Genomic DNA, 23,512 nt, shown 5'->3' on the forward strand with positions numbered 1-23,512 from the left:
CGTATTCGCCGTGCAAACCGAGATCGCCGAGCAGGTCACCAACCGTCTCGGAAACGGCGTGGGGCTGATTCAGGGAGCGGGGCGGGCTGCAGCGAAGCGTAAACGGCCGGACAACTTGACTGTCTATGACTACTATCTGCTCGGAACCGAAAGGATTGAAAAGATTACCGTAGCAGATGAGGAGGAGGCCGTCAGGCTGCTCAACCTCGCTGTCGAGCTGGACCCGGAGTTCGCCCGCGCCTGGGTGGAACTTTATCATGCTCATAACATATTGGCTGGCTTCGGTATCAATCCCGAGAGCGAGATCAAGGCTGCTGCTGATGTAGCCGAACGCGCGGTGCGGCTCGATCCGAGCGACGCCGAGGCGCACGCCGTTTTTGGCATGAGCCTCAAAGACAAGGGCGACAACGCCCGCGCCAAGGTCGAGCTGGACACGGCCCTCCGCCTCGCTCCGGGTTCGGCCGAAATCCTGACATTCTATTCCGGCTTTGCGGCAGGCTTCGACGAACCCGAACGCGGCGCTCAGTTGGTCGACCAAGTTATACGGCTCGACCCGAATTACCCGATGTGGGCAACTGGTTTCTACAACACTGCCTATTTTATGGCTGGCCGCTATGAGGACGCCTTGAAGATGCTGGAGCGCAAGACCCCCGATAACTACGGCAAATGGAATTTCGTGGTGCGTAGCAGCTCCCTTGCGGCTCTGGGTCGAATCGATGAGGCGAATGCTTCGGTCACGGAAGCCCTCAAACGGTATCCGGACCTGACCGTCGAGGGCATGGTCAATGAATTCAGCTTGAGCAAGACGGAGCGCGGTCGTTTCATCGAGACAATGCCGCTCGCCGGCTTCCCGCTTTGCGCCAAGCCCGAGGCGCTGGCAAAGCTTGGCAAAGCAGTGCGACTACCGGAGTGCGAGACGGGGTAGGCGAATTCGCCGGGGAGCCATAGAGCTGTGCAAGGTGCGTGGGCTCGCCACGGTACCGGCGGGCGCTGACGCAAATGGTTGCGACGCTTTCGGGCGTTTGTCGGGCCACGACGGCCATTGCTAGCTTGGTCGTACGCCCCGGCCGCCCCGCGTCGCGCGGGTTCTTCCAAAGATCGAGCAAGCAACATTGTCCCCCTAGCCGGCACGTACAGCCTTGGCCCGGTTTCATTCAGCGGGGAGCGGCGGCGCCGGAGGTAAGTCATGGGTGTGAAGGTCGACTTTAGCTATTCAAACTTCGTGGCGATCTATCCGCAGTTCGCGACGCTGAGCCAACCACAGGTCTTGCAGGGCGCGCTGCCCGTGGCCGAGCTTTATTGCCGAAACGACGGCGGCGGCCCGGTCAGCACCGCCGAGACGCAGACGACGCTGCTCAACCTCATGGTCGCGCATGTCTGCCAGCTCATGTACGGCGTCAACGGCCAGCCAGCGGCTGGGATCGTCGGGCGCATCTCGGATGCGACCGAGGGCAGCGTCTCGGTGTCAGCCGACTTCCCCATGACGCCAAGCAATGCCTGGTTCATGCAAACCCCATTCGGCGCGGCATTCTGGGCTGCGACAGCCGCCTACCGGACGATGCGCTACGTCCCAGGACCTCGCCGCGCTTTCAACCCGTGGCTCAATCAGTAGAAAAGGACCATCGTCATGGAAAAGCTTATTCGCCAGTTGACGCGCGAGTTTCGCGCTTTCCGCGAGCAGGCCGAGGACCGTATCGCCTCGCTAGAGCGCAATGCTCGCATCGAGACGCCGGCACCCGTCGTCGTTCCGGAGGAGCCCGAGACGCCTGTCGTCGAACCCGCTGCCAATGCCGGTGCAACCGGTGCCGCCGATGCGGCTGGCTCGACTGGAGCGACTGGAGCGACCGGTGATACCGGAGCGACGGGCGATACCGGTGCCACAGGTGCGACCGGCTCGACCGATCCAGCGGCCGACGCCAAGGCGAAGGCGGCAAAGGCGTAAGGCGATGGTGCAGCTCACCGGCGGCGACAAGCTCGCCGCAAAGCTCGCCGAGATATCGAAGAACCTCCAGAAGGCCGGCTCTGTCGACATCGGCTTCCTGGAGGGCGCGACCTATCCTGACGGCACGCCCGTCGCGATGGTCGCCGCGCTGAATGAGTTCGGCAGCGGCAACAAGGTCTCGCACCAGGTCGCGCGAGCGCTTGGCTTGGACGCGCCTGCCGCGGTTCCACCTCGGCCTTTCTTCCGGGGCATGATCGCCGACAAGAGCCCGGAATGGCCTGACGCCGTCGGCAACCTTCTCGTCGCCAACAGCTACGATGCGGACAAGACGCTCGGGCAGACCGGAGCCGCGATTAAGGGCCAGCTGCAGCGCGCTATCGTCGCCTATGACGGCCCGCCGCTGAAACCTTCCACCATCGCCCGCAAGGGCAACGACAAGCAGCTCGTGGACACCGGCCACATGCTCGCATCGGTCGACTACGCCGTGAAGAAATAGCCCGGCACATCATTTCAAGGAGATCCTGACAATGCGTCTTGCAATCTGGGACAGCCAGCGCGGCACGGTGAATGCCAACGTCGCCCTGGTGAACAACTCTGCGCCGGTGGCGGTCACCCTCTCGGGCGTGCTGACACCCGCCGACCTGCTCGCCGGCATCATCACCATCGACCAGGGTGCCGACGCTGCCTCGGCGCAGCAGCTACCGACCGCCGCCGCGCTCCAGGCCGCGCTGCCCGCTGGCTTCGTCGTCACCGACTCCTTCGACGTTTCCGTGATCAACACGTCAATCGTCGATCTTGAGGACGCGACCATCACCACGAACACCGGCATGACGCTGGTCGGCTCTATGGACTTCCCAGCGCATAGCGGCCCGACCATCCCGTCGAGCGGCATCCTGCGCTTCACCAAGACCGCCGATCAGGCGTTCTCGGTCTATCGCGTGGGCTGATCGAACATGAACCTGCATGGGATCGTCGCGCCGGCAATCGCCGCGGTGAACCCGTTCGTGCTCGTCACGCTGAAACGGTCCACCGGCTACACGACAGCCGGCGACGGCACCAGGACGCCGCAATACACCGATGTGCCCGGTGTGTCGGTACAGGTGCAGGCGCTCAGCTATAGCGACCTGCAGCACCTCGACGGCCTCAATATCCAGGGCGTGCGGCGCGCCATCTACCTCAACGGTTCGGCCTTGGCCGTGGTGCGCCCGCTGCAGACAGGCGGCGATCTCTTCGTCTTCCCGGCCGGCACCTTGCCGGAGGGCAACACCTGGCTCGTGGCCTACGTGCTCGAAGAATGGCCCGACTGGTACAAGGTCGCGATAACCCTACAGAATGGAGCCTGACGATGGCGAACGGAACCTTCACGGTGCCATGCCCTGCCGGCGCATGGACGCAGGTGGCCGCCGGCGCCGCCTATTTCACGGTCCAGCTCCAAGCGACCAGCCAGGGCGCGGTGCAGGCGCCGCCCCCGGGCTCTACGGCCTTCGTCCTGCTCAGCGAGTTCTTCACCCCTTTCCCGCTCGCCGCTGGCGACGTGCTCTGGTGCATGCCGTCCGGAGCCTCTGACGCGACGGTGCGCGGTATCGGCGTCGGCGTCTGACGTGAGCGGCCCGGTTCCCAACCAATCGACCATCCAGACGGTACTGCGCGGCTTTCTCTTGAAATACCTGCCGGCTGGCGTGGAGGTGGTGGCGTCCCAGGACAACCGCGTCCCCGAGCCGGCTGGCGATTTCGTCACCATGACCGTCATCCGGCGTGGCCGCCTCTCGACCAACGTCGACACCTATCAGGACTGCGCCTTCGAGGCTTCAATCACCGACACGGTGATGACGGTCACCGATGTCGAGTTCGGCGCGATCCTGACCGGCGCGACAGTCTTCGGAACCCCGGTGGCGGCTGGAACGCTGGTCGGCGCGCAGACTGGCGGCACGCCCGGCGGTATCGGAACCTACACCGTGGCGCCGGCGCAGACCGTGACAGCCCAATTGCTGGCAAGCGGCGCCGAGACCATCATGCAGCCGACCGAGGTGGTGATCCAGCTCGACGTGCACAGCGCATCGGACGCCGTGGCATCCGATATGGCGCAGGTGATCGCGACGCTGATCCGCGATGAGCGGGCGACGACTTTCTTCGCCTCTGCCGGCATCGATGCCGCGCCCTTCTATGCCGACGATCCCAAGCAGGTGCCGTTCTTCAACGGCGAGCAGCAATACGAAACCCGCTACGTCGTCGACGTCCATATCCAGGCCAACCAGGCGCTCTCTGGCCTGCCGCAGCAATTCGCCGACGAGGCAGTGATCGACGTCGTCAACGTCGACGCGACCTTCCCGATCTGAACCCCTCAATCGAAACAGAAAGGACCTGGTCCATGACGACCATCCCGGCCTCTCAGCTTGTGAACGTCATTCCGAACGTTCTCAATGCCGGCGGCAACGCGCTCGTGATGAACGGCCTCGTGCTGACCCACAACACCCGCGTCCCGACCGGCCAGGTGCTGTCCTTCCCCAATGATGGCCTGTCGGTGTCGAATTTCTTCGGCGCTTCCTCCGAGGAGGCCGAGATCGCCGCGGTCTACTTCAACGGGTTCAACAACTCGACCCAGAAGCCCGCCACCATCCTTTTTGCGCAGTATCCCTCGGCATCCGTCGCGGCCTACATGCGCGGCGGGCGCGTGGCGCAGCTCTCGCTGCCCCAGCTCAAGGCGCTCACCGGTTCGCTCATCATCGATGTCGATGGCTATGTGCGCACCGCCAATGGGCTCGACCTCTCCACCGCGACCAGCTTCTCGGCGGCGGCGGCGCTGATCGCAACCGGCCTCAACGCAACCCCGCCGCAAGTCGCGGCGGTGACGGGCGCCATCGCGCCGGCAACGGCAGCGGTGACCGCGTCGATCGCCGGCAACGTCCTTTACGTGACTGGCGTCACCTCGGGCCAGCTCGTGGCTGGCGCGGTCCTGGCGGGAACCGGCGTTGCTGCCGGGACGCAGATCACCGACCAGCTGTCGGGCACGCCCGGCGGCATTGGCGAATACGCCGTCTCGATCGCACAGGTGGTCCCCAGCGAGGCGATCTCGGCGACCTATGGCATGCTGACGGTCACCGCGATCACTTCCGGCACCCTGTCGGTCGGCCAGACGCTTGGCGGCGCCGGCGTGAGCGCCGGTACGGCCATTACGCAGCTCGGCAGCGGGTTGGGCCTCGCCGGCACCTACTTCGTCAACCTGACGCAGACGGTGGCCAGCGGTGCCGTCACCGCCTCCGCTACGCCGCTTTCGGTTTCCTTCGACAGCGTCGCCGGTGCCTTCGTCATCACCTCGGGCGTTGACGGCGCGGCCTCGAGCATCGCCTTCGCGACGGGCACGCTTTCCGACGATCTCTTCCTGACGCAGGAGACCGGCGCGGTGCTCTCGCAGGGCGCCGATGGGGCGACCCCTGCCGCGTTCATGACCGACATCACCCAGGTCACCCAGAATTGGGCGACCTTCATGTCGATCTTCGATCCGGACGGTGGTTCGGGCTCGGTGCAGAAGCAGGCTTTTGCCCAATGGGTCAATGGCACCAACAAGCGCTATGCCTATATCGCCTGGGACACGGACATCGTGCCCACCGAAAGCAACGATGCCACGTCGAGCTTCGGCAGCATCGTCAAGGATGCCAATCTCGATGGCACCTGCGCGATCTACCAGCCCGACGGTGGAGCGACCACGCCAGCCGAGATCGCCGCCTTCATCTGCGGCACGGCGGCCTCGATCGGCTTCCAGCAGACCAATGGCCGCATCACCTTCGCCTTCCGGAGGCAGGATGGCCTGGTGGCCGGCGTGACCTCGGCAACGGTGGCGAACAATCTCTTCGCCAACGGCTATAACTTCTACGGCGCCTATGCGACGGCGGCGCAGCAGTTCCTGGAGTTCCAGAACGGCACGGTGTCGGGCGAGTTCGAGTGGCTGGACAGCTACATCAACCAGATTTGGCTGAACAACCAGATCCAGCTCGCGCTCATGGAGCTGCTGCAGAACATCAACTCGGTGCCCTACAATGCGGCGGGCTATGAGCTGATCAAGGCGGCTTGCCTCGACCCGATCAACCAGGCGCTGAACTTCGGCGCCATCCGCGTCGGCGTGACACTGTCGGCGCTCCAGATCGCACAGATCAACTCGGCGGCCGGCGTCAAGGCCAGCGACACGCTCCAGCTGCAAGGCTGGTACCTGCAGGTCAAGGATGCCACGCCGCAGGTGCGCCAGGCCCGCCAGAGCCCGCCGATCAACTTCTGGTACATGGATGGCGAGTCCGTCCAGAAGATCGAGCTTACCTCGACCCTCGTCCAGTAAGCGGCAACCAATCCCCCCGTCAGGAGCCAGATCATGTCGACCCTAACCGCCGCGAACGCGGTCATCACTCTTACGGTGCCGAACCTCTTTCCGACACCGGTCCAGCTGCAGGGCTTCTCTGCGGACAACATCTACGACATGGACAACGTCGATCAGATCGAGACTGCCATGGGCGTCGACGGCATCCTGTCGGGCGGCTTCGTCTACAACCCGGTCAACCAGACCTTCGTGTTGCAGGCCGATTCCCCGTCCATCGCCTTCTTCGAAACCTGGGCTCAAACGCAAATCCAGGCCAAGGACGTCTTCAACGCCAACGGCAGCACGACGCTGCCGTCGGTCGGGCGCTCCTACATTTCGACCAAGGGCTTTCTGGTCAGCCTGCCGCCGATGCCGGCGGCGGCCAAGATCCTGCAGCCGCGCCGTTTCGCGATCCGCTGGCAGGGCGTTCAAAGCGTCCCGAACTGAGGGTAATCCATGCGTAAAGAGATCGACATCACGATCACCGATCCTGGTCGTGACGAGGGCAAGACCTTCCATATCCGCGAGATGCCGGCGACACGCGCCGAGAAGTGGGCCATGCGCGCGCTTCTCGCCGTGGCGCGCTCCGGCGTCGACCTTCCCGACGACTTCGCCGGTAGGGGCATGCAGGGCATCGCCGTCGTCGGCATCCGGGCGATCACCAAGATCACCTTCGAGGATGCCGAGCCGCTGCTTGACGAGATGATGGAGTGCGTCACCATCAAGCCCGATCCTCGCAATCCGGCCATCATGCGCATGCTGATCGAAGGGGACATCGAGGAGATCGCCACGCTGGTAAAGTTGCGGCAGGAGGTGATCAACCTTCACGTCGCTTTTTTTACGAGCGCCGGCCCATTGACTTCGACGTCTCCCTCGACGCAATCGCCGGCGTCCAGCTCCTCGAATACGAAAACGTCTCCCGAGCCATCGGTCAGGTTCTCTCAAAAGGCACAGCCTCGCTCAGGGAGCTAGACGAATGGCTGTCGATCGAGGACGTCCATGACCTTCTCGAGGTGGCGATGGTCGACGCGCACAACCTGATGCTGCTTAGGAAGAAGAACGACAATGCCAACGGTCATTGACAGCCTGATCGTTACGCTCGGCCTCGATCCCAGCAACTTCGAAAAGGGCCAGAAGAAGCAGGCCGAGGCGTGGCTCAAGACGCGCGACGGGTTCCGTCAGGGCGGCAAGGAGATCGAGGATAGCTCGAAGAAGGCCGCCGAGACGGTCAACCTGATCACCCGGCGCGTGCTCGAACTGTTCGCCGTCGTCACCGGCTCGCAGGCGCTGAGCGAGTTCGTTCGCAAGATCACCAACGCCGATGCTTCGCTTGGCCGCTTCGCCTCGAGTCTGGGTGAATCGCCACAGCGCATCGCTGCCTGGGAGAACGCGGCGGAACGCTTCGGCGGGTCCGCCGATGCGACCGCGTCGACGCTGGAGCGCGTCAACAAGCAGCTCTACGACCTCAACAAGAACGGGCAGGCGCTGCCCCGCGAGTTCTCGCAGCTGCAAGCCTGGACCGGCATGTCGATCGACCCCAATCGCGGGCTCGACAAGTATCTGTCCGATGTCTCGGCCGCGTTGCAGCGCCTGCACAACATGGACCCGTCGGCGGCCCACAACGTCGCCGCGGCGCTCGGCATTGACCCGGCCACCGAGCAGCTCATGTACAAGATGGGCCGGGGCATCGACGCCTATCTCGACAAGCTCGACAAGAGCCTGTCGCCCAGCAATGCGACGATCGACTCCGCGCAAAAGCTGCAAGCGAGCTGGGCCGAACTGCTCCAGCACGTCATCGCGCTCGCCAACGCCATCTATGACAAGCTCGGCCCGGTCCTGGTCGAGGCGGCGGATAAGATGTCGGCCTGGATCGACAAGAACCAGGACTGGATCAAAAGCGGCATCGTCGATGCGGTGAAGCGTTTCATCGACTTTCTCAACAAGATCGACTGGAACGCCGTCGGCGCCGGGATGCAGACTTTCGCCACCGGCGCGAAGGACGTGGTCGACGGTCTCGGCGGCATCGTGCATGCGACCGAGATCCTGTTCGGGCTTTGGCTCGGATCGAAGTTCCTCCGCGTGCTGGGCAACATGCGCATGCTCGCTGGCGGCGGGGCCGAGGCGGCTGGCGCGGGCGGTGCTGGCTTGCTGGGTCTGCTCGGCAAACTATCGCCCTACCTGGCCATGCTGACCCTGTCGGGCGATACCCCGAAAAAGGATGGCGGATGGAAGCCTGCCGACTTCGAACTCGACCAGATCACGAAGCTCAAGGGCTGGGATCGGAGCGGTCCGCAGGCGCGCAACCATGCCAGCGGTGAGACCACCGTCGACGGGAACCCGGTTTCCAGGAGCAATCCGCTTCCCGTCACCATCTCCGACCAGAAGAGCGATGGCGGCGGCTTCTGGAGCAACCTGGTCAGCGGCATCGGCAATCTGTTCGGCGCTGGCGAGCGGAACGCATTTGGCGGCGGTGCTGGCCCCGACGCGCCTAGCGGCCCGCAGAGTTCGTCGCGCGGCAAGCATGGCTGGTGGACCCCCGAAAGGCAGGCGCATGCCTACCAACGTCTGCGTGATGAAGCCAGCTTTAGCGACGCAGGGGCGCGGGCGGCTGTGTCGCGCTGGGCCTATGTCGAAGCCGCAGGCGGCCCAACCGATTCGAACAACATCGGTGGCGGCCACTACGGCATTGCGCAGTGGAGCCGTTCACGCGGCAAAAGCGTTTGGGGCAACCCTGATTTCGACAAGCAACTGTCGCTCGCGATCAGCGAGTTCAACACGACCGAAAAGAAGGCGGGCGACGTCCTTCGCAAGGCCAAGACTGATTCCGATGCCGCAGTGGGAATGTCGCAATATGAGCGCGCCGGAAACTACAACAAGTGGACCGGTGTCGACCTCGGGACCAAGAACACCTATGCCCATATGGCCGGGATCAACACCGGCGCCAAAGCGGCCGCGCTGTCGAACATCTCGGCCACGCACGGCGCGACGACGTCGAGCACCTCGGTCGAGAACCATATCGGCAAGATCGATGTGCATAGCCAGGCGACCGACGCAGATGGCGTTGCGTCCGACATCAACGGCGCGCTGAACCGTCGTCTGTTCTCGGCTCAGGCAAACTACGGATTGGCGTGATGGCTGGCATTCTTGAGGTATTGGAGAGCGACGCCATCGGGCTCCTGGAGGGCCTGTTCCAGCAGCAGCAGTGGGGGATCTTTTTCGGCGGTGCGCCGGTCGTCATCGCCGACAACGTCGTCGAGGTGCAGTATCGCCAGCAATGGTCGATCTCTGACTTCCCGGTCGAGCGTGGGGCCTTCGAAAGCTATGACAAGGTCCAGGTCCCCTACGACGCGCGGCTACGCTTCACCGCAGGCGGATCGCTGGCAAACCGCGAGGCCATGCTGGCGTCGATCGCCGCGGTTGCGGCCGACACCAACCTCTATGACGTGGTGACGCCGGAGGCGGTCTACCTGTCCTGCAACTTCACCCACTACGACTACAGCCGGCGCTCGAATGAGGGACTCGGTCTCTTGTCGGTCGATATCTGGCTGATCGAGGTGCGCCAGGCCGTCAGCGCCGCCATGTCGAACACGCAATCGCCGAGCAGCGCTTCCCAGGTCAATGGCGGTCCCGTGCAGACGGTCCCGGCGACCGGCCCGCAAACGGCGAAATTCCAGCCAGGGTCCGGACTTCCGATTGGAGGCTTCTGATGGTCATCATTCCATTGCAGGCCGTGCCGAACCAGGCGGTCAGCGTGACGCTCGGCACCCAGGTCGCGCAGATCAGCCTCTACCAAAAGGACACGGGCCTGTTCATCGACCTCTTTGTCGGCAACACTCTCGTGATCGGCGGGGTGATCTGCCAGAACCTCAACCGGATCGTGCGGTCGGTCTATCTCGGGTTTTCCGGCGATCTCGCCTTCATCGACAACCAGGGCGACAGCGACCCGGTCTTCTCCGGGCTGGGGACGCGCTACAGCTTGGCCTACCTGTCGCCGGCCGACCTACTGGCCGGCTAGGGCTAAGGTTCCGGATCAGTTTCCGAGAGCGGCGTGGAGGGAGGAGACGACCGAGCGGGCCTTCGCCTCACCGAGCCGGAGCGCCAGATATTGGCTCGCCCCGATCATGTCTGCGATGGCCTCTTCGATGGCACTCTTGGATGCCCGCGCCCGAGGGCCTTCTCGGTCTACGTATCGCATGGCAGCGGCCATGATCGCCTGATTGCGGCGCCGGTCTAACGGGCGCGCAGCCGCCAGATCGATGGTTGTCCCCATCGCAGGGATTGAGGTCTTCGAGCGGGGTGTGGTATTCGGCTGAGCAGCCATGGTGAGCCTCCAAACAGGTTCGCTTCGGTTAGGGTCGGATGGAAGTTGCTGCTCCCTTCCGGCCCGCTATACTCTCCGTTGATAAGTATTGGCTGGTATAGCCAGAGTAAACTAACTTGTAACCGACCCGGTTACAAGTGGGTTGCTAGGAAATGTTTTCGACGATGTCACCGTCTTCGTTCGTAGATAAGGGCACTTGCCTCACGGACTTGAAGAGACTCCGAGGAATGAAAATTGAGGGGCTGGAAGGCTCCGAAAATCCATCCGACAGCCAATCCGCCATTCGACACACAGACTGTTATGTTGCACCGACATGGGATGGGGTTCCTCCTGGGGAATAGTAGGACGAACCACCGACACTGAGAGTTACAGACCGTAGAAAAAGGGCGCCCTTCGTGGCGCCCTTTCTATTTCAGGGAGCGCCCCGCGTGGCATTCAGCCAGAAGCAAATCACCGTCCAGTTCGATCTGGCAAACGGTCAGTTTGCAGGCGGCGGCAACACCGCAGAGGTCTTCGGCCTGCGCGTCTCCTGCAACATCGTCAATGCAGGGCAGGGCTCGGGGCAAGCGGAAATCTCGATCTGGGGCCTGCCGCTCTCGCTGATGAACCAGCTCAGCACAGTCGGCACACAGATTTTGCAGATGAACCAGAACGGCATTTCGGTGCTCGCCGGCGACGATGAGACGGGGCAAAATCTCGTCTATACCGGCCAAATCGTCTATGCCTACGTCGATGCGCAGGCGATGCCTGACGTGTGCTTTCGGGTCAGCTCGATCCCGGCCGCGTTCCATGCCGCAAAGCCCATCCCGCCGCTCAGCATCAAGGGCTCGGCGGATGCCTCCCAGATGATGAAAAGCCTGGCCGGGCAAATGGGAATGTCGTTCGAAGACGCGGGCGTCAAGGTCAAGCTCGCCAACCCCTATTATCCCGGCACGGCATGGACGCAGGCGCTGGCGATCGCCCGCGACGGCGCGTTCGACGTCGGTATCGACCGGGGCACGATGGTGATCACGCCGGCCGGCAAGGCGAGGGACGGCGATGCCGTGCTGATCTCGCCGCAAACCGGCATGGTCGGCTATCCCTTCTTCGAGCAGGCCTATGTGCTGGTGCGGGCGCTCTTCAATCCCGCCGTGAAGTATCAGGGCCTGGTGCAAATCCAGAGCGACCTGACGCCGGCCAACGGCACGTGGAAGGTCAACCGTGCCGAATATCAACTCGAGGCGATGATGCCGCATGGCAAGTGGTTCATGCTGCTCGAATGCGTCAACGCCAACGCCGAGGCACCAGCAGCATGACGCAAGGATTTTTCGGACAGCAGGGCCTTTCTGACGACAGCACCGAGATCAACCGGCTACGCTTCCTGATCCGGCAAGAGCTGGCTCAGTCGCGCTCGGGCATCCCGGTCAAGATCGTGGCGGTGCACGGCGGCGGCGTTGGCGCGCCGCCCACGGTCGACGTGATGCCGCTGATCAATCAGACCGACGGGCAGGGCAACCAGACGCCACACGGCACCATCTTCGGCATCGCCACGATGCGAAACCAGGGCGGCATGAACGGGATCATCAACGACCCGAAGGTCGGCGACATCGGTCACATGGCGATCATGGACCGCGATATCTCGGCGCTGAAAGCCAATGCCGGAGCGCAGTCGAACCCCGGCAGCTTCCGGCGCGGCAACATGTCCGACGGCGTCTACATGGGCACCATCGTCAATCCCGCCAACCAGGATCAGGCGGTCCAGTTCACCGAGGGCGGGATCAAGCTGTTCGACAAGAACGGCCAGATCATCGAGTTCTCGGCGGGCTCCATCACCATCACGACGGCGCAGTTGCTGGTGACCGGGGACGTCATCGCAGGCGCCGGCGGTGCGTCCGTGAGCCTGCTCAATCACGTCCACACCGGCGTCCAGCCGGGCGGCAGGTCGTCGGGACCACCGGAGCCGGGAACTTGATGAAGACGCTTCTTCTTGACGTCGACGCATGGGACCTGACGGTCGATGCGTCGGGCAACATCGCCGTGGTCGACGAGCCCTATGCGCTGGCGCAGGATGCGGCAAGCGCGATCCGGCTGTTCTCGGGCGAACTCTTCTTCGACACGACCCAGGGGGTTCCCTACTTCGACCAGATCCTTGGCAAGATGCCGCCGATCTCGCTGCTGAAGGCGTACTTCAATCAAGCCGCGCTGACCGTGCCTGGCGTCGTCAAGGCGCAGACTTTCATCCTGTCCTTCACCGACCGCATCGTCACTGGCCAAGTGCAGGTGACGGACACGGCGGGCAACATCACATCAGCGGGCTTCTGAAATGGTCGATACCACCAACGTTCCGCCGCCGGTCTTTACCGACAAGGGGTTCCTCATCCCCTCGGCTGGGGACGTTCTGGCCGGCGTGACGGAAGACATCAACGACGCCTTCGGTGGCACGCTGAACCCGGCTCTCAACACGCCGCAGGGGCAACTCGCAAGCAGCGAAGCCGCCGTGATCGACGAGGTCAACGCGACCTTCCTGTTCTTCACCAACCAGATCGATCCGGCTTTCTCCTCGGGCCGCATGCAGGACGCGATTGCGCGTATCTATTTCATCGAGCGCAACCCGGCGCAGCCGACGGTCGTCCAGGCCCTCTGTCGAGGCCTGCAGGGTGTCTCGATCCCGATCGGCTCGCTGGCGCTGGCGGCCGACGGCAATCAATATCTGTGCACGGAAGACGGCGTCATTGGCGTTGACGGCACCGTCACGCTGCCATTCGAATGCACGGCGGTCGGCCCGATCCCTTGCGCTGCCGGCAGCCTGAGCCAGATTTTCCGAGCCATCCCAGGATGGGACTCGATCAGCAACCCCGATGACGGCGTGCTTGGCAACAACGTCGAGAGCCGGTCGGCCTTCGAGGCGAGGCGCTCGGCCTCTGTCGCGCTGAACTCGCAAGGCTCGCTGCCTTCCGTGCTGGGTGCGGTCCTGGCGGTGCCGAACGTCATCGATGCGTTCGTGACCGAAAACGCCACCAATGAAGTCCAGACCATTGGCGGCGTGGCGCTCTTTGCGAACTCGCTCTATGTCGCCGTGGTCGGCGGCAATACCGACGATATCGCTCGGGCGATCTGGACACGGAAGGCTCCAGGCTGCGCGTACAACGGCAACACCACCGTCACCGTCTTCGACCAGAGCCCCGCCTATGTGCCGCCGTTCCCGTCTTATCGGGTCAGCTTCGAGATCCCTGACCCGTTGGCGATCCTGTTCGCGGTCAACATCGTCAATTCGCACCTGGTCCCGGCCGACGCAGCGACACAGATCCAGAATGCCATCGTCAGCGCCTTTGCCGGCGGTGATGGAGGTCCGCGCGCCAAGATCGGCACCACGCTGTTCGCCAGCCGGTTCTACGCGCCTGTCGCGGCCCTTGGCCCATGGGTGCAGATCATCTCGATCGAGATTGCCTCGGCCAATGATCCAGCCGCTGTTTTCACCGGTGCGATCGTCGGCACCACATTGACCGTCACCGCGGTCGCCTCGGGCGCGCTCGCTGTCGGCCAGGTCATCTCCGACACGACTGGCGCCTTGACCGTCGGCACCACGATTACGGCGCTTGGCAGCGGCACGGGGGGCACCGGCACGTATACCGTTTCCAACAACAAGGACGTGCCCAGCCAGAGCATGACGGCAGCAGTGCCCAATCGCTTCGACATCAACGTCGATATCGACCAGGTGCCGACAATTTCGGCGAACGACATCATCGTGACCCTGAGCTGATCATGGGCGACAACGGACCTCCCTATCCCCGGCCGCCGGCAGGGGTGCCGAATGGCCTTGGCCAGTTCGTCATCGGCGTCAGTCCGCTTGGCGATTTCCCGGCGTTCGACGTCTGGCCCACGGTGATCAGCCAGTATGCGAACTCGCCGGTGCTGACGCGGCTCATCACGAACCTTTTCAGCTACCTCGACCAGACCGCCAATTTCGAGGCGTTCTTCGACTTCATCTGGAATGTCGATACCGCGCAGGGCTATGGGCTCGACGTGTGGGGCCGGATCGTTGGCGTCAATCGCATCCTGCAGGTTCCGGTCGGAAACTGGTTCGGCTTCGATGAGGCGGTCCCAGGATCCGACCCGTTTGGGCAGGGCGCGTTCTTCTCGGGAGCTCCACTGACGAGCAATTTCGCCCTGTCCGACGAAGCCTTCCGTCAGCTGATCCTGGCGAAGGCGGCGGCCAACATCACGAACGGGTCGATCCCGGCGATCAATCAAATCCTGCTCGGCCTCTTTCCCCATCGCGGCAATTGCTACGTCACCGAAGGCGGCGACGTGGGGACGTGGTTCGGCTTCCAGGAATCGCTGAACGCCTCGGGCTTCAACCAGGCATCGTTCTATTCGGGCTCGGCGATCGAGACGATGACGATGACGTACACCTTCCAGTTCGAGCTCTCTCCCGTCGAACTCGCCATCGTTCAAAATTCCGGCGTCCTGCCGAAGCCTACCGGCGTCTCTGCGTCGGTGGTCATCATCGCTTAGGAAAGCACCCATGCAGCAATCCGATATCCCTGACAAATTCCCCCTCTTTTGGGGCGCCAATGCCGGTGGCGGGTTCATCCGAAACATTCCCGTCGCGTCCCAGATCGGCATCAGCAACGGCGCCGCTTCGCTGGCGGATGGGTTTCCCCCAGCGAACTTTCTGCCAGTGGGATCGGGTGGCGTGCCGCCGTTCGGTCAGGACATGAACGGTATCATGCGGCAGATGACACAGTGGCTACAGTGGGCCGAGGCCGGCGGGCCGATCGCCTACGATGCGTCCTTTCAAGCCAGTGTTGGCGGCTATCCAAAGGGTGCCGTCGTCGCCTCGGCCCTGACCGTGGGATTGTGGTGGCTCTCAACCGTCGACAGCAATGTGACGAACCCCGATGCCGGCGGGGCTGGCTGGAGGCGCTATTCCACGTCTGGCGGGCTGATCGCAACGCGCGTTTTCGCCAACAGCGGCGTTTACACGCCCACGCCTGGAACCCAGAGCATTCGCACCATGGTGATTGGTGCGGGAGGCGGCGGCGGCGGCTGTCCGGCCATGACCGCTACGCAATTTGCATCAGGCGGTGGCGGCGGCTCTGGCGGCTGGGCTCAATCGGCTCTCCTGACTGGCTTTGCAGGTGTCGCCATAACCATTGGAGCAGGCGGCGCAGGCGGGGTAGGCCTCGCCGTTGGACAGTCCGGTGCTCTCACTTCGTTCGGCACTGCCATCTCGATCACCGGTGGTGCCGGCGGTGCGGCCGGCACCGCATCCGCAAATCCATCCACCCAGCGTGATGGCGGCGGCGGCGTTCCGACCGGCGGCAACCTGATCAGTTCCTTGGGAAATGCTGGGCTGCCGGCAATCTCGTTCGCACCGTTCAATATGGTCAGCGGCGGTGGCGGCGCATCGTATTTGGGCGCTGGCGGCAATCCGATCATTTCGTCGACCGGGAATGGAAATCCTGGCGGCGGCCCGGGCGGCGGCGGCTCTGGGTCTGCCGGAGCAAATTCAGGCGCTCAAACGACCGGAGGTGCAGGCGCAAACGGCCTCGTCATCGTCGAAGAATTTGCCTGATCTGATGCCTGCGTAGCGCAGGTCCACACAACCCCCTTCTCTCTCTTTTTTTGGTTGCGCGCGCGGCGCGCATAGCGTCCCGGGTTCGGCCCGGGCGAAGGATCGCCCATGCTCAAATTTGTTTCGTTCGTGCTCGCGTTGCTAGCGAGCTGCGCCATCGCCATGGCTCAGTCGGCGCCGTCAAACCCGGCGATGACCTATGGCATGGTTCCCACGGTCGGCCAGTGGAACTCCTGGTTCGAGCAAAAGCAGGACACCCTCGGCTACGTCCCGGTCAATCGCAACGGCGATACAATGCAGGGCAAGCTGATTGTGGCCGCTTCCACGTCGAGCACCGCCGGCTTCAATCTGCCTCCGGGCACGGCTCCAGATGCTCCCGTCAACGGCGATGTCTGGATGACGAACGAGGGTATGTTCGCACAGGTCGGCGGGGTGACGATTGGCCCGATCCGCAACGGCAACGTCGCCGGTCCTGGGACTTCGGTTGTAGGCAATCTCCCGGTCTTCGGCTCCACGGATGGCTCGGTTCTCGCCGACAGCGGTCGAAGCCCGCCTTCGGGCGTCATTGTCGGAACCACCGACATTCAGACGCTGACCAACAAGAGCATCGACGGGGGGCAGATCACCGGAACGGTTGCTAACGCCACGACCGCGACCACGGCGACCGCGGCGGGAAACATCACCGGTATTGTATCGGTCGCAAACGGCGGCACCGGCGCAAACAATTCGAGCGCCGCCGCTAATACTGTTTTTGCCGCACCGAATGGCAGCTCGGGCGCGCCGACAATGCGGTCCCTTGTCTCCGCTGATTATCCGCTCGCAGCTCTAAAGGCGAATAACCTTTCCGATCTTGCGAGCGCTGCTACGTCGCGCGTCAATCTGGGCTTTGCAAATTCCGCTGGCGATGACGTGACGAATGCGGCGGGCACTCACTTCATTGCTGGCTGCAAAAGCATTGAAGCATTTGGCGGTGTTGGCGACGGCGTAACTGACAATCTTGCTGCCTGGACCAGCGTCGTCGGTTCATTCGGCACTGGCGACGTGTGCGTGAAATTCGGTCTTGGCACCTACTTTTTCAGCGGGACAGCAGTAGCCAATCCGGGCGCTGGTCATACCATCCGCATTTACGGCATGGGTAAAACCGTGTCGCATCTTTTGTGGACTTCAAACGTCAACGGGATGCATCTGACACTTGGCAACACACAAACCGTTGACGTGTCGGGGTTGGATTTCGAAACCGGAATTATCAACACCAATACCGCGCTAACTATTGATAGCAGTTCTTGCGGCATCGGAAATAAATATGCCTCGCATCTGTCCGACTTGGCGTTTCGCGGGCAGGGTTCGTTTGTGACCTCTTTCTATTGGACGAGAGAGCTTGTCGCGACGGATTTGAGTTTTGTGAATGTCACCGACGACGATTTTTTCGGCGATCCCACGCACACCGTCGGATTGATTTATCAGTCCAGCAACCCGCCGACATGTGTTTCCGTTGTCGCCAACGTTGCACGCGCAAATTTCATCAACGACAATATCGGCTTTCTGTATGGCAACGGCGCGCAAGGCGTCACCATTGCACAGTCGAATTTTACGAACGGAACGATCGGCATCAGCCTTCCCGGCACGTCAACCGGCACCGCTCAATTGGCAGTCACTAACAGTCAGTTCAACACGACAACCGATCAGATCAGCATCGCCGGAAATATTGCGGGTGTGCAAATCGCAAACAATGTTTTCACGGTTCCGCCGGGACACGATGGCATTGTAATCGGCAACGCAACAACCGTCTGGTATACGATCGTTGGCAATATTTTCGAGAACACCGTTTCGGCTGGCGGTGTTGGCATTGAGCCAATTCAAAACGGGAGTTTGAGCGGCGGCACGATTACCGGCAACGTTTTTTATCAATTGGGAACAGGTGTGGCGTTGCACGCGGGTTCAAGTCACTGGACAGTTGCGTCCAACTCGTACAACACCGTGACGACACCTGTCAGCAATTCCTGCACGACCGCCTGTCTTGTCGGCGTTGCAACCCCGTAAACCCCACGGGTCGGTGGCGGATCGCCGTGATCTAGGCGACCGCCTCCATGGGCAGCCGCTTAGGCTCTGGCTCGCGTTTGCGCATCGGGGTGAATGTCGTGACCCATCGGCGCAGCGGTGTTTCGACGAAGCGGAAAGATAGGTAGCTGATCAGGGTAACGATCGCTAGGTTGACCGCAAACCACAGCGGTTTTGGAAGATGCGATATCGGGGTCCACATTCGGAGCCCGAGATAAATCGGCAGGTGAAGCAAGTAGAGCGAGTAGGACATATCGCCATACCGCTTCAGGACGCCGCCACCCAGCGCTCGTCGCGCCAGGGGCGATGCCGTAGCGGCAAGCACGAGCGCCGGCAGATAGATCAGATAGAGCGTGCCGGAGGATATGTTGCCGTAGAGGGACTTCGGCAGGCCGAGAACATCGATCATGCCGGGCCATGAAACGACATACATGATCAGCAAGCCGATGAACGGGGCGTCATAGGAGCGGTCCGGCTCGATCGCGATCCGCCCAGCGACCACGCCCCCCAGGAAGAACGATAGGTGACCGAGAAGTGCCGGAACGCTGCCCAGGTTGCCTGTCTGAAAGATGGCTACGGCTGCGATCAGCAACAAATTAGCGGCGTTGCCGAGGCGTGCGTACAGCAACCAGATCAGCGGGAAGATCAGGTAGAACTGCATTTCTCGCGGGATCGTCCAGAACACCGATTGGCCGTCCCAAAACGTGTAGTGCTGCCAGAGCATCGGCCATTTGACACCATAGAACGGTACGTTCTGGCCCGTTATCCAGAACCAGGCGTAGGCCGCCGTCACGCAGATATAGAAAAGCGGGACGACGCGAGCGACGCGCTTGACCCAAAAATCGAAGGCCGCCTCTCGCGAGATTGGTGCCGTCGAATAGTTGCGCCCCATCAGGAAGCCGGACAGCACGAAGAAAAGCTGCACGCCGACGATGCCGCCCCAGGCGAACGTCAAGGGATGCCACGGCGTCTCGGTCGCAAAGTGCTGGAGCAGAACTGACAGCGCAGCAACCCCACGTAGGCCGTCGAGTGACGTCAATCTCTGGACTGTGCTGGGGGGCATTGAATTCGAAAACTTTCACTTTCCGTGCTCTTTATCTGGCCGTTGGCTGCTAAGTCAATCGAGCCCTTTTCTGGTACAACTACTTGCTCCACTCTGGCTGCTAAAGAAATCGAGTCCGGCCTGCTGGTGCGACTACTTTCTTAACTAATCCAAAATCCGAACCTTCATGACCTGCCCGCGAGGGCGGAAAGGACCGACCATGGACACCACGTTCAGGGGCGCTGTCGTGCGCCTGTCCGACACCGATCTGCCTCGTATCGGGTACGGCATCGGTGTCGGCGAGGATGAGCTGCATGCCTTCCTCGACGTCGAGACGTCTGGCGGCGGCTATGACAGCCAGGGTCGGCCGAAGATGCTCCGCGAGACCTATCACTTCTACAAGAACCTGCCGGCAGCTATGCGCGGCGAGGCGCTCAAAGCCGGTCTCGCAACCACCAGCTGGGTCAACAACTATCCGAGCGACAGCTATCCCGACCTGTTGCGCATGATCGCCATCGATGAGACGGCGGCGCTCATGTCCTGCTCATGGGGCATTGGCCAGGTGATGGGCGAGAACCACATCGCCGCCGGCTACGACACCGTGCAGGCCATGGTCGCCGACATGGTCAACGGCGGCGAGGCAGCCCAGTTGCAGGCAGCCGTCAATTTCATCAAGGCCGAGCATCTGGACGACGAACTGCGCACGCACCAATGGGCGGCTTTCGCGCGCGGCTACAACGGCTCTGGCTATGCCAGGAACCACTACGACACCAAGCTCGCCGCGCGCTTCAAGTGGTGGCAGGGCAAGCCCGACACGCCTTGGTCCCCGATGCCGGCGAACGCCAATATCTGCCAGTCCTGCGGCAATGCGGTGGCGGCCTGAGCAATCCGCGCCGGCCGGTCGCCGGCAATCACGACAAGGAGAAGACCGATGACGGTCCGAGCAATGTTCTACGTCACCGAAATGCACCACCGCGTCACGGGAGACCCGTCGGCGGTGAACGTCCAGATCAAGCTGAGTGCCGCTTTCGGCACCTATCTGAAAGGCTTGCCTGAGGGCAACCGTGACTGGTCGAAGTACACCCCGTCTGGCGATCTTTCGATCACGATCACCAATCCTGCTGCCATCGAGCAATTCGAGCTCGGCGAAGTTTACTCGCTGACGTTCGAGAAGGCCGAAAAGGCCCCGGCAGCATAAGCGTACCCCGAGCCCGGCCGGGACGAGCCGGGCACCCCCCAACGAAGGAAACTCTCATGAAACTGCTGTTCGCGGCAGCGGCGATGCTCGCGCTCGCCGGCTGCGCCAATCTCACCACCGCGATCGACGACGTCACGGGGGCCACAGTCTCGCCCGCCGCGGTCTCGATCGCCGTCAACGCGTTCGACGCCGTGAAGGTCACGGCCAAGAACTACGTCGTATTCTGCACCCCGGTACCGTCGCCGGTCGGCTGCAACGACACCGTCATCCAGACCCAGCTGGATCCGGCAATCAAGGCCGGCACCACGGCGCGCAACTCGCTCGAGGCCTTCCTGGCCGCGCATCCGGGCGAGCTCGGAGATGCGGGCGTCTATGACGCGCTCACGACCGCCACCAGCACCATTCAACAGATCGTCTCGGCCCTCCACAGCTGAGCGCGCCCGAACCCCACAAGGAAACAACCGCCGTGAACCTGACCGTTTTCTCGACTCTCCTGCAGACCATCCTGTCGCTGATCCCGCAGATCACCAGCTCGGCCACGATCAACCAGATCGTCACCATGCTGATCAACCTCATTCCGATCGCCGTGCAGGAGGCGCAGGACGTCGTGCCCCTGATCCGCAACATCATCGCCGCGCTGTCGAACAGCAGCTCGGTCACGCCCGACCAGGTCGCCGCGCTCAAGGCTCTCGATGCCGAGATCGACGCGTCCTATGACGCCGCGCTCTCGGCCTATCTGGCAGCGCGCAAAAACCCTCAGACGCCGGCGGCGCAGTAGCGTTTGCCGGCGTTTCTCAAATCTCGAAGGGACTTGCTTCCATGAACTGGCTGAACACCAACACGCTGCACAACGCCCTCAACGTGTTGATCTGGCTTCCGACGGCGATCGCGGGCTTCCTGACCGCCACCGGATGCACGACGCTGGCGAACGGCAACTTCGACTGCACCGCTTCGTGGCTCCCGCCGCAGAACGCGTTGTGGATCGCGGCGGCCGGCGGCTTCATCAAGACGCTTATCAACCTGCAGCGTGACGGCCTCGCCGGCCTGATCAAGCCGCAGCCGCCGGTGAAATAGCAAATGCCCGCCAGCCTCAACCAAATCTACAAGGCGATAGGATCGCTCGAAACGTCCGTGATGAGCTTAGCGAAGGCCATCGAGGACTTGGACAAGCGGGCCTCAGCCAGCAACCAGCGGGCCGATCAACACCGCTCCGCGATCCACAAGCGGGTGGACGACCTGGTGGGCGAGGTTGGCGATGTCAAAACCACCGTCGAGACCATGAAAGAGGACGTCCGGGATAGCAAAGAGATCACGGACGAGTTCAAGGAGTGGAAGCAACGGGGCATCGGTGCCCTGTTCGTGGCGGGTCTCGCCGGCACCGCAGTTGGCGGCATTGCTGTCGGCTTCATCGCGTACTGGTGGGACGTCTTCATGAAGGTGCTGCGCACCTCCTGATCTTCCCCCGTCATCTCCGGTCCCCCCATCGGCTTCGGCTGGAGGGGATCTTTTTGCGTTTCAGGGTGGGACGTCTGGCGCGTGCTGCGAGGCCGCTCTATCTCAAGGCAAGACGCAGGAACTTCAGGCAGGCGGCCTTCCGGATATGAGCTGGTATGGCGGAAGAAGCAGACGATCCCTTCGACGATGTCCCGTAGCTTGCAACCGACCCCTCCGCCGGTTCGTTGAACCTATGCTGGTTGATCCCAGCACTCCATGACCTGGCCCAATGCCAAAGGTGGCGGGCATTTTTGTGCCGTTGGAACGGTTTCGTTGGCTACGCATCTGTGTGACCCGGGTGCACGAAGTTGTTCCGCAGCTTTCGGGGCACGTCGACGGCTTCCTCCGTGGCGGGCCTTTGCGTTTTAGGCGGGCTGGGTTGGGAACTCGGATTCGACTCTGGAGTTTTATGGAGTGCGACCTTTGTATGGAGGTAGCGAGCCATGAGGATTAAAATTGCACCAGAGCCCTGCAACGTTGCGGCGGCGGCCGACGGAATTTTGAGCGAGGCGAAGGGGGAGGGCCCTGTTTCTGTCACACTGGCGGTTTCCCTACTCCGACAGAAAACCGGATCGCTGCGATCTGATGCCGATTTGGAGGCTCTTATCGCAAAGATAGCTGCGGCTCGCGGCGTGGCCCTCATGATGGACAGGAAATCTGACGTGAGGGCCTGCAGCAGTACGCAACAGTAGCAGCTGCGTCCGGCTTTGGACGGCGCGGCTCGGGTCCGGTAAGTTCCGCCAGGAGGGTAGTGTCTCAGTTAGCGGCGTGCCTTGCACTGCTCTGCCGGGGTATCAAACCCGGTGCTGGGTTGATCCCTGCCTGCCGAAAGGTGGCGGGCTTTTTTGTGCGCGAGAAGGGAACCTGTTGCATAAGATGAAGTTGTAATCCTGCTTTGGTCCCCTCAGCCAGGCAGACAACGACAAAGGCCCGTCACGGCTTCCGCCGTGGCGGGCTTTTTGTATTTTCAGGCGTGCACCTCCAGCGGTTCGTGCTCGGGCTGATTGTGCCAGATGACTTGCCTCAAATCGCGCCGGTCGATCCGCTGGTCGCACGTCCGGCAGATGTAGATGTGGTCGCGATTATCGGTGGGCTCGTCGCCATGGCGTCGGCCGAGGATCGGCGGCCCGAGTTGCGAAAGCTTGGTCAGGGCCGATCCAACAGCCGGTGGCGGTAAAAGTTCCGGAACTATTTCGCTAACATTTAAGATCGCGACCGCTATTCTGACTGCCAATCAGAGCCGACCTTTGCACAGGGGGCAGGTAGGCACCGATGTCGCGCTTCAGGTGAAAATATGCTGCTTCACTCCGTCAGAGATCGAAGTTGGTGGGTAACATGACGACGTCCCGAATTGTCATGCCGCGCGGCCGCGTCAACATGAAGATCACAACGTTGGCCACTTCGCTGGCCTCTAGAAGGCTTCCCGACTCCTTGGCTTCCTTAAGTTCTGGCGGCCAGTCCGCAAGCAGTGCGCTTATGACAGGGCCGGGGCGATATTGAGCCAACACGAATCCCGTGCTTGAACACCTGGCGCCTCTGATCTGGCCGACTGTCC

29 protein-coding genes and 1 pseudogene are annotated in these 23,512 nt (G+C 62.4%); 27 read left to right on the forward strand and 3 right to left on the reverse strand.

Annotated features, from left to right (window positions below; all coding sequences use genetic code 11):
• From AC1D10_RS34420 to AC1D10_RS34485, 14 genes are all read left to right on the forward strand, one after another.
• Positions 1-925: tetratricopeptide repeat protein (locus AC1D10_RS34420; RefSeq protein ID WP_477279594.1), on the forward strand; the 925-nt coding region annotated here is incomplete at its 5' end.
• 261 nt (positions 926-1,186) lie between these two features.
• Positions 1,187-1,612, forward strand: coding sequence for a DUF4054 domain-containing protein (locus AC1D10_RS34425; RefSeq protein WP_477279596.1), 426 nt, complete (start codon positions 1,187-1,189; stop codon positions 1,610-1,612).
• A 15-nt stretch (positions 1,613-1,627) separates the two neighbouring features.
• On the forward strand, positions 1,628-1,942 hold the full coding sequence (locus AC1D10_RS34430; protein ID WP_477279598.1) for a hypothetical protein: 315 nt from the start codon (positions 1,628-1,630) through the stop codon (positions 1,940-1,942).
• A 4-nt stretch (positions 1,943-1,946) separates the two neighbouring features.
• The gene (locus tag AC1D10_RS34435) at positions 1,947-2,438 is read left to right on the forward strand and encodes a hypothetical protein (protein WP_477279600.1); all 492 of its coding nucleotides are present in this window, start codon (positions 1,947-1,949) and stop codon (positions 2,436-2,438) included.
• Positions 2,439-2,469: 31 nt separating this feature from the next.
• On the forward strand, positions 2,470-2,889 hold the full coding sequence (locus tag AC1D10_RS34440; RefSeq protein WP_477279602.1) for a hypothetical protein: 420 nt from the start codon (positions 2,470-2,472) through the stop codon (positions 2,887-2,889).
• Between the two features lie 6 nt (positions 2,890-2,895).
• Positions 2,896-3,285, forward strand: a complete 390-nt coding sequence (locus AC1D10_RS34445; protein ID WP_477279604.1) for a hypothetical protein — start codon at positions 2,896-2,898, stop codon at positions 3,283-3,285.
• Positions 3,286-3,287: 2 nt separating this feature from the next.
• A complete protein-coding gene (locus tag AC1D10_RS34450) occupies positions 3,288-3,542 on the forward strand; it encodes a hypothetical protein (protein ID WP_477279606.1) in 255 nt (84 codons plus the stop codon).
• Between the two features lies 1 nt (position 3,543).
• Positions 3,544-4,278, forward strand: coding sequence for a phage neck terminator protein (locus AC1D10_RS34455; RefSeq protein WP_477279608.1), 735 nt, complete (start codon positions 3,544-3,546; stop codon positions 4,276-4,278).
• Positions 4,279-4,310: 32 nt separating this feature from the next.
• Positions 4,311-6,269: a DUF3383 family protein gene (locus tag AC1D10_RS34460; protein ID WP_477279610.1), complete on the forward strand. Its 1,959-nt coding sequence runs from the start codon at positions 4,311-4,313 to the stop codon at positions 6,267-6,269.
• 33 nt (positions 6,270-6,302) lie between these two features.
• The gene (locus AC1D10_RS34465) at positions 6,303-6,734 is read left to right on the forward strand and encodes a phage tail fiber protein (protein WP_477279612.1); all 432 of its coding nucleotides are present in this window, start codon (positions 6,303-6,305) and stop codon (positions 6,732-6,734) included.
• Positions 6,735-6,743: 9 nt separating this feature from the next.
• Positions 6,744-7,259, forward strand: a complete 516-nt coding sequence (locus tag AC1D10_RS34470) for a hypothetical protein (protein WP_477279614.1) — start codon at positions 6,744-6,746, stop codon at positions 7,257-7,259.
• 93 nt (positions 7,260-7,352) lie between these two features.
• Positions 7,353-9,419 carry a phage tail tip lysozyme gene (locus AC1D10_RS34475; protein ID WP_477279616.1) on the forward strand — a complete coding sequence of 689 codons (2,067 nt, stop codon included), beginning with the start codon at positions 7,353-7,355 and terminating at the stop codon, positions 9,417-9,419.
• Positions 9,419-9,994 carry a hypothetical protein gene (locus AC1D10_RS34480; protein ID WP_477279618.1) on the forward strand — a complete coding sequence of 192 codons (576 nt, stop codon included), beginning with the start codon at positions 9,419-9,421 and terminating at the stop codon, positions 9,992-9,994. Before AC1D10_RS34475 ends, AC1D10_RS34480 begins: the two co-directional genes overlap by 1 nt.
• Entirely contained in the window at positions 9,994-10,302 is a 309-nt protein-coding gene (locus tag AC1D10_RS34485; RefSeq protein WP_477279620.1) for a phage baseplate plug family protein, read from the forward strand. Before AC1D10_RS34480 ends, AC1D10_RS34485 begins: the two co-directional genes overlap by 1 nt.
• Positions 10,303-10,317: 15 nt before the next feature.
• Here the strand turns inward: AC1D10_RS34485 and AC1D10_RS34490 are convergent, their stop codons facing one another.
• Positions 10,318-10,608, reverse strand: a complete 291-nt coding sequence (locus tag AC1D10_RS34490) for a hypothetical protein (RefSeq protein WP_477279622.1) — start codon at positions 10,606-10,608, stop codon at positions 10,318-10,320.
• 428 nt (positions 10,609-11,036) lie between these two features.
• Here AC1D10_RS34490 and AC1D10_RS34495 point away from each other — a divergent pair, with 428 nt between their 5' ends.
• From AC1D10_RS34495 to AC1D10_RS34525, 7 genes are all read left to right on the forward strand, one after another.
• On the forward strand, positions 11,037-11,903 hold the full coding sequence (locus tag AC1D10_RS34495; RefSeq protein ID WP_477279624.1) for a baseplate hub protein: 867 nt from the start codon (positions 11,037-11,039) through the stop codon (positions 11,901-11,903).
• Positions 11,900-12,559, forward strand: coding sequence for a hypothetical protein (locus AC1D10_RS34500; RefSeq protein WP_477279626.1), 660 nt, complete (start codon positions 11,900-11,902; stop codon positions 12,557-12,559). Before AC1D10_RS34495 ends, AC1D10_RS34500 begins: the two co-directional genes overlap by 4 nt.
• Positions 12,559-12,909 (forward strand): contractile injection system sheath initiator, encoded by a 351-nt coding sequence (locus AC1D10_RS34505; protein WP_477279628.1) that lies wholly within the window; start codon positions 12,559-12,561, stop codon positions 12,907-12,909. The genes AC1D10_RS34500 and AC1D10_RS34505 overlap by 1 nt, the downstream gene beginning before the upstream one ends.
• 1 nt (position 12,910) lies before the next feature.
• Complete coding sequence (locus tag AC1D10_RS34510; protein WP_477279630.1) at positions 12,911-14,347, forward strand: baseplate J/gp47 family protein; 1,437 nt, start codon at positions 12,911-12,913, stop codon at positions 14,345-14,347.
• A gap of 2 nt (positions 14,348-14,349) precedes the next feature.
• Positions 14,350-15,102, forward strand: coding sequence for a DUF2612 domain-containing protein (locus tag AC1D10_RS34515; protein WP_477279632.1), 753 nt, complete (start codon positions 14,350-14,352; stop codon positions 15,100-15,102).
• Positions 15,103-15,112: 10 nt separating this feature from the next.
• On the forward strand, positions 15,113-16,165 hold the full coding sequence (locus AC1D10_RS34520) for a glycine-rich domain-containing protein (protein WP_477279634.1): 1,053 nt from the start codon (positions 15,113-15,115) through the stop codon (positions 16,163-16,165).
• Between the two features lie 108 nt (positions 16,166-16,273).
• Positions 16,274-18,205: an autotransporter outer membrane beta-barrel domain-containing protein gene (locus AC1D10_RS34525; protein ID WP_477279635.1), complete on the forward strand. Its 1,932-nt coding sequence runs from the start codon at positions 16,274-16,276 to the stop codon at positions 18,203-18,205.
• Positions 18,206-18,236: 31 nt separating this feature from the next.
• On the opposite strand, the gene AC1D10_RS34530 is transcribed toward AC1D10_RS34525, so the two are convergent.
• A complete protein-coding gene (locus AC1D10_RS34530; protein WP_477279637.1) occupies positions 18,237-19,262 on the reverse strand; it encodes an acyltransferase family protein in 1,026 nt (341 codons plus the stop codon).
• A gap of 223 nt (positions 19,263-19,485) precedes the next feature.
• Between AC1D10_RS34530 and AC1D10_RS34535 the strand changes: the two genes are divergently transcribed.
• From AC1D10_RS34535 to AC1D10_RS34560, 6 genes are read left to right on the forward strand one after another with little or no spacing between them, the layout of a single operon-like run.
• Positions 19,486-20,148 (forward strand): N-acetylmuramidase family protein, encoded by a 663-nt coding sequence (locus tag AC1D10_RS34535; protein WP_477279639.1) that lies wholly within the window; start codon positions 19,486-19,488, stop codon positions 20,146-20,148.
• 48 nt (positions 20,149-20,196) lie between these two features.
• The gene (locus AC1D10_RS34540) at positions 20,197-20,463 is read left to right on the forward strand and encodes a hypothetical protein (protein WP_477279641.1); all 267 of its coding nucleotides are present in this window, start codon (positions 20,197-20,199) and stop codon (positions 20,461-20,463) included.
• Positions 20,464-20,519: 56 nt separating this feature from the next.
• Positions 20,520-20,897: a hypothetical protein gene (locus AC1D10_RS34545; protein ID WP_477279643.1), complete on the forward strand. Its 378-nt coding sequence runs from the start codon at positions 20,520-20,522 to the stop codon at positions 20,895-20,897.
• A 32-nt stretch (positions 20,898-20,929) separates the two neighbouring features.
• Positions 20,930-21,241: a hypothetical protein gene (locus AC1D10_RS34550; protein WP_477279645.1), complete on the forward strand. Its 312-nt coding sequence runs from the start codon at positions 20,930-20,932 to the stop codon at positions 21,239-21,241.
• Positions 21,242-21,282: 41 nt separating this feature from the next.
• A complete protein-coding gene (locus tag AC1D10_RS34555) occupies positions 21,283-21,537 on the forward strand; it encodes a hypothetical protein (RefSeq protein WP_477279647.1) in 255 nt (84 codons plus the stop codon).
• A gap of 3 nt (positions 21,538-21,540) precedes the next feature.
• Positions 21,541-21,918, forward strand: coding sequence for a DUF1515 family protein (locus AC1D10_RS34560; protein WP_477279649.1), 378 nt, complete (start codon positions 21,541-21,543; stop codon positions 21,916-21,918).
• 1,349 nt (positions 21,919-23,267) lie between these two features.
• Here the strand turns inward: AC1D10_RS34560 and AC1D10_RS34565 are convergent.
• Positions 23,268-23,493: pseudogene (locus AC1D10_RS34565) on the reverse strand (glucose dehydrogenase); the annotation flags it as partial.
• Positions 23,494-23,512: the final 19 nt, after the last annotated feature.

This window comes from Mesorhizobium sp. P2_A8 (genome assembly GCF_056404935.1).

Bases quoted from the DNA above. Each gene is read 5' to 3' on its own strand.
- AC1D10_RS34445 (WP_477279604.1), top strand. From the start codon at position 2,896: ATGAACCTGCATGGGATCGTCGCGCCGGCAATCGCCGCGGTGAACCCG.
- AC1D10_RS34475 (WP_477279616.1), top strand. From the start codon at position 7,353: ATGCCAACGGTCATTGACAGCCTGATCGTTACGCTCGGCCTCGATCCC.
- AC1D10_RS34460 (WP_477279610.1), top strand. From the start codon at position 4,311: ATGACGACCATCCCGGCCTCTCAGCTTGTGAACGTCATTCCGAACGTT.
- AC1D10_RS34510 (WP_477279630.1), top strand. From the start codon at position 12,911: ATGGTCGATACCACCAACGTTCCGCCGCCGGTCTTTACCGACAAGGGG.
- AC1D10_RS34470 (WP_477279614.1), top strand. From the start codon at position 6,744: ATGCGTAAAGAGATCGACATCACGATCACCGATCCTGGTCGTGACGAG.
- AC1D10_RS34430 (WP_477279598.1), top strand. From the start codon at position 1,628: ATGGAAAAGCTTATTCGCCAGTTGACGCGCGAGTTTCGCGCTTTCCGC.
- AC1D10_RS34465 (WP_477279612.1), top strand. From the start codon at position 6,303: ATGTCGACCCTAACCGCCGCGAACGCGGTCATCACTCTTACGGTGCCG.
- AC1D10_RS34500 (WP_477279626.1), top strand. From the start codon at position 11,900: ATGACGCAAGGATTTTTCGGACAGCAGGGCCTTTCTGACGACAGCACC.
- AC1D10_RS34540 (WP_477279641.1), top strand. From the start codon at position 20,197: ATGACGGTCCGAGCAATGTTCTACGTCACCGAAATGCACCACCGCGTC.
- AC1D10_RS34505 (WP_477279628.1), top strand. From the start codon at position 12,559: ATGAAGACGCTTCTTCTTGACGTCGACGCATGGGACCTGACGGTCGAT.
- AC1D10_RS34535 (WP_477279639.1), top strand. From the start codon at position 19,486: ATGGACACCACGTTCAGGGGCGCTGTCGTGCGCCTGTCCGACACCGAT.
- AC1D10_RS34515 (WP_477279632.1), top strand. From the start codon at position 14,350: ATGGGCGACAACGGACCTCCCTATCCCCGGCCGCCGGCAGGGGTGCCG.
- AC1D10_RS34480 (WP_477279618.1), top strand. From the start codon at position 9,419: ATGGCTGGCATTCTTGAGGTATTGGAGAGCGACGCCATCGGGCTCCTG.
- AC1D10_RS34560 (WP_477279649.1), top strand. From the start codon at position 21,541: ATGCCCGCCAGCCTCAACCAAATCTACAAGGCGATAGGATCGCTCGAA.
- AC1D10_RS34485 (WP_477279620.1), top strand. From the start codon at position 9,994: ATGGTCATCATTCCATTGCAGGCCGTGCCGAACCAGGCGGTCAGCGTG.
- AC1D10_RS34555 (WP_477279647.1), top strand. From the start codon at position 21,283: ATGAACTGGCTGAACACCAACACGCTGCACAACGCCCTCAACGTGTTG.
- AC1D10_RS34425 (WP_477279596.1), top strand. From the start codon at position 1,187: ATGGGTGTGAAGGTCGACTTTAGCTATTCAAACTTCGTGGCGATCTAT.
- AC1D10_RS34490 (WP_477279622.1), bottom strand. From the start codon at position 10,608: ATGGCTGCTCAGCCGAATACCACACCCCGCTCGAAGACCTCAATCCCT.
- AC1D10_RS34520 (WP_477279634.1), top strand. From the start codon at position 15,113: ATGCAGCAATCCGATATCCCTGACAAATTCCCCCTCTTTTGGGGCGCC.
- AC1D10_RS34440 (WP_477279602.1), top strand. From the start codon at position 2,470: ATGCGTCTTGCAATCTGGGACAGCCAGCGCGGCACGGTGAATGCCAAC.
- AC1D10_RS34525 (WP_477279635.1), top strand. From the start codon at position 16,274: ATGCTCAAATTTGTTTCGTTCGTGCTCGCGTTGCTAGCGAGCTGCGCC.
- AC1D10_RS34435 (WP_477279600.1), top strand. From the start codon at position 1,947: ATGGTGCAGCTCACCGGCGGCGACAAGCTCGCCGCAAAGCTCGCCGAG.
- AC1D10_RS34545 (WP_477279643.1), top strand. From the start codon at position 20,520: ATGAAACTGCTGTTCGCGGCAGCGGCGATGCTCGCGCTCGCCGGCTGC.
- AC1D10_RS34450 (WP_477279606.1), top strand. From the start codon at position 3,288: ATGGCGAACGGAACCTTCACGGTGCCATGCCCTGCCGGCGCATGGACG.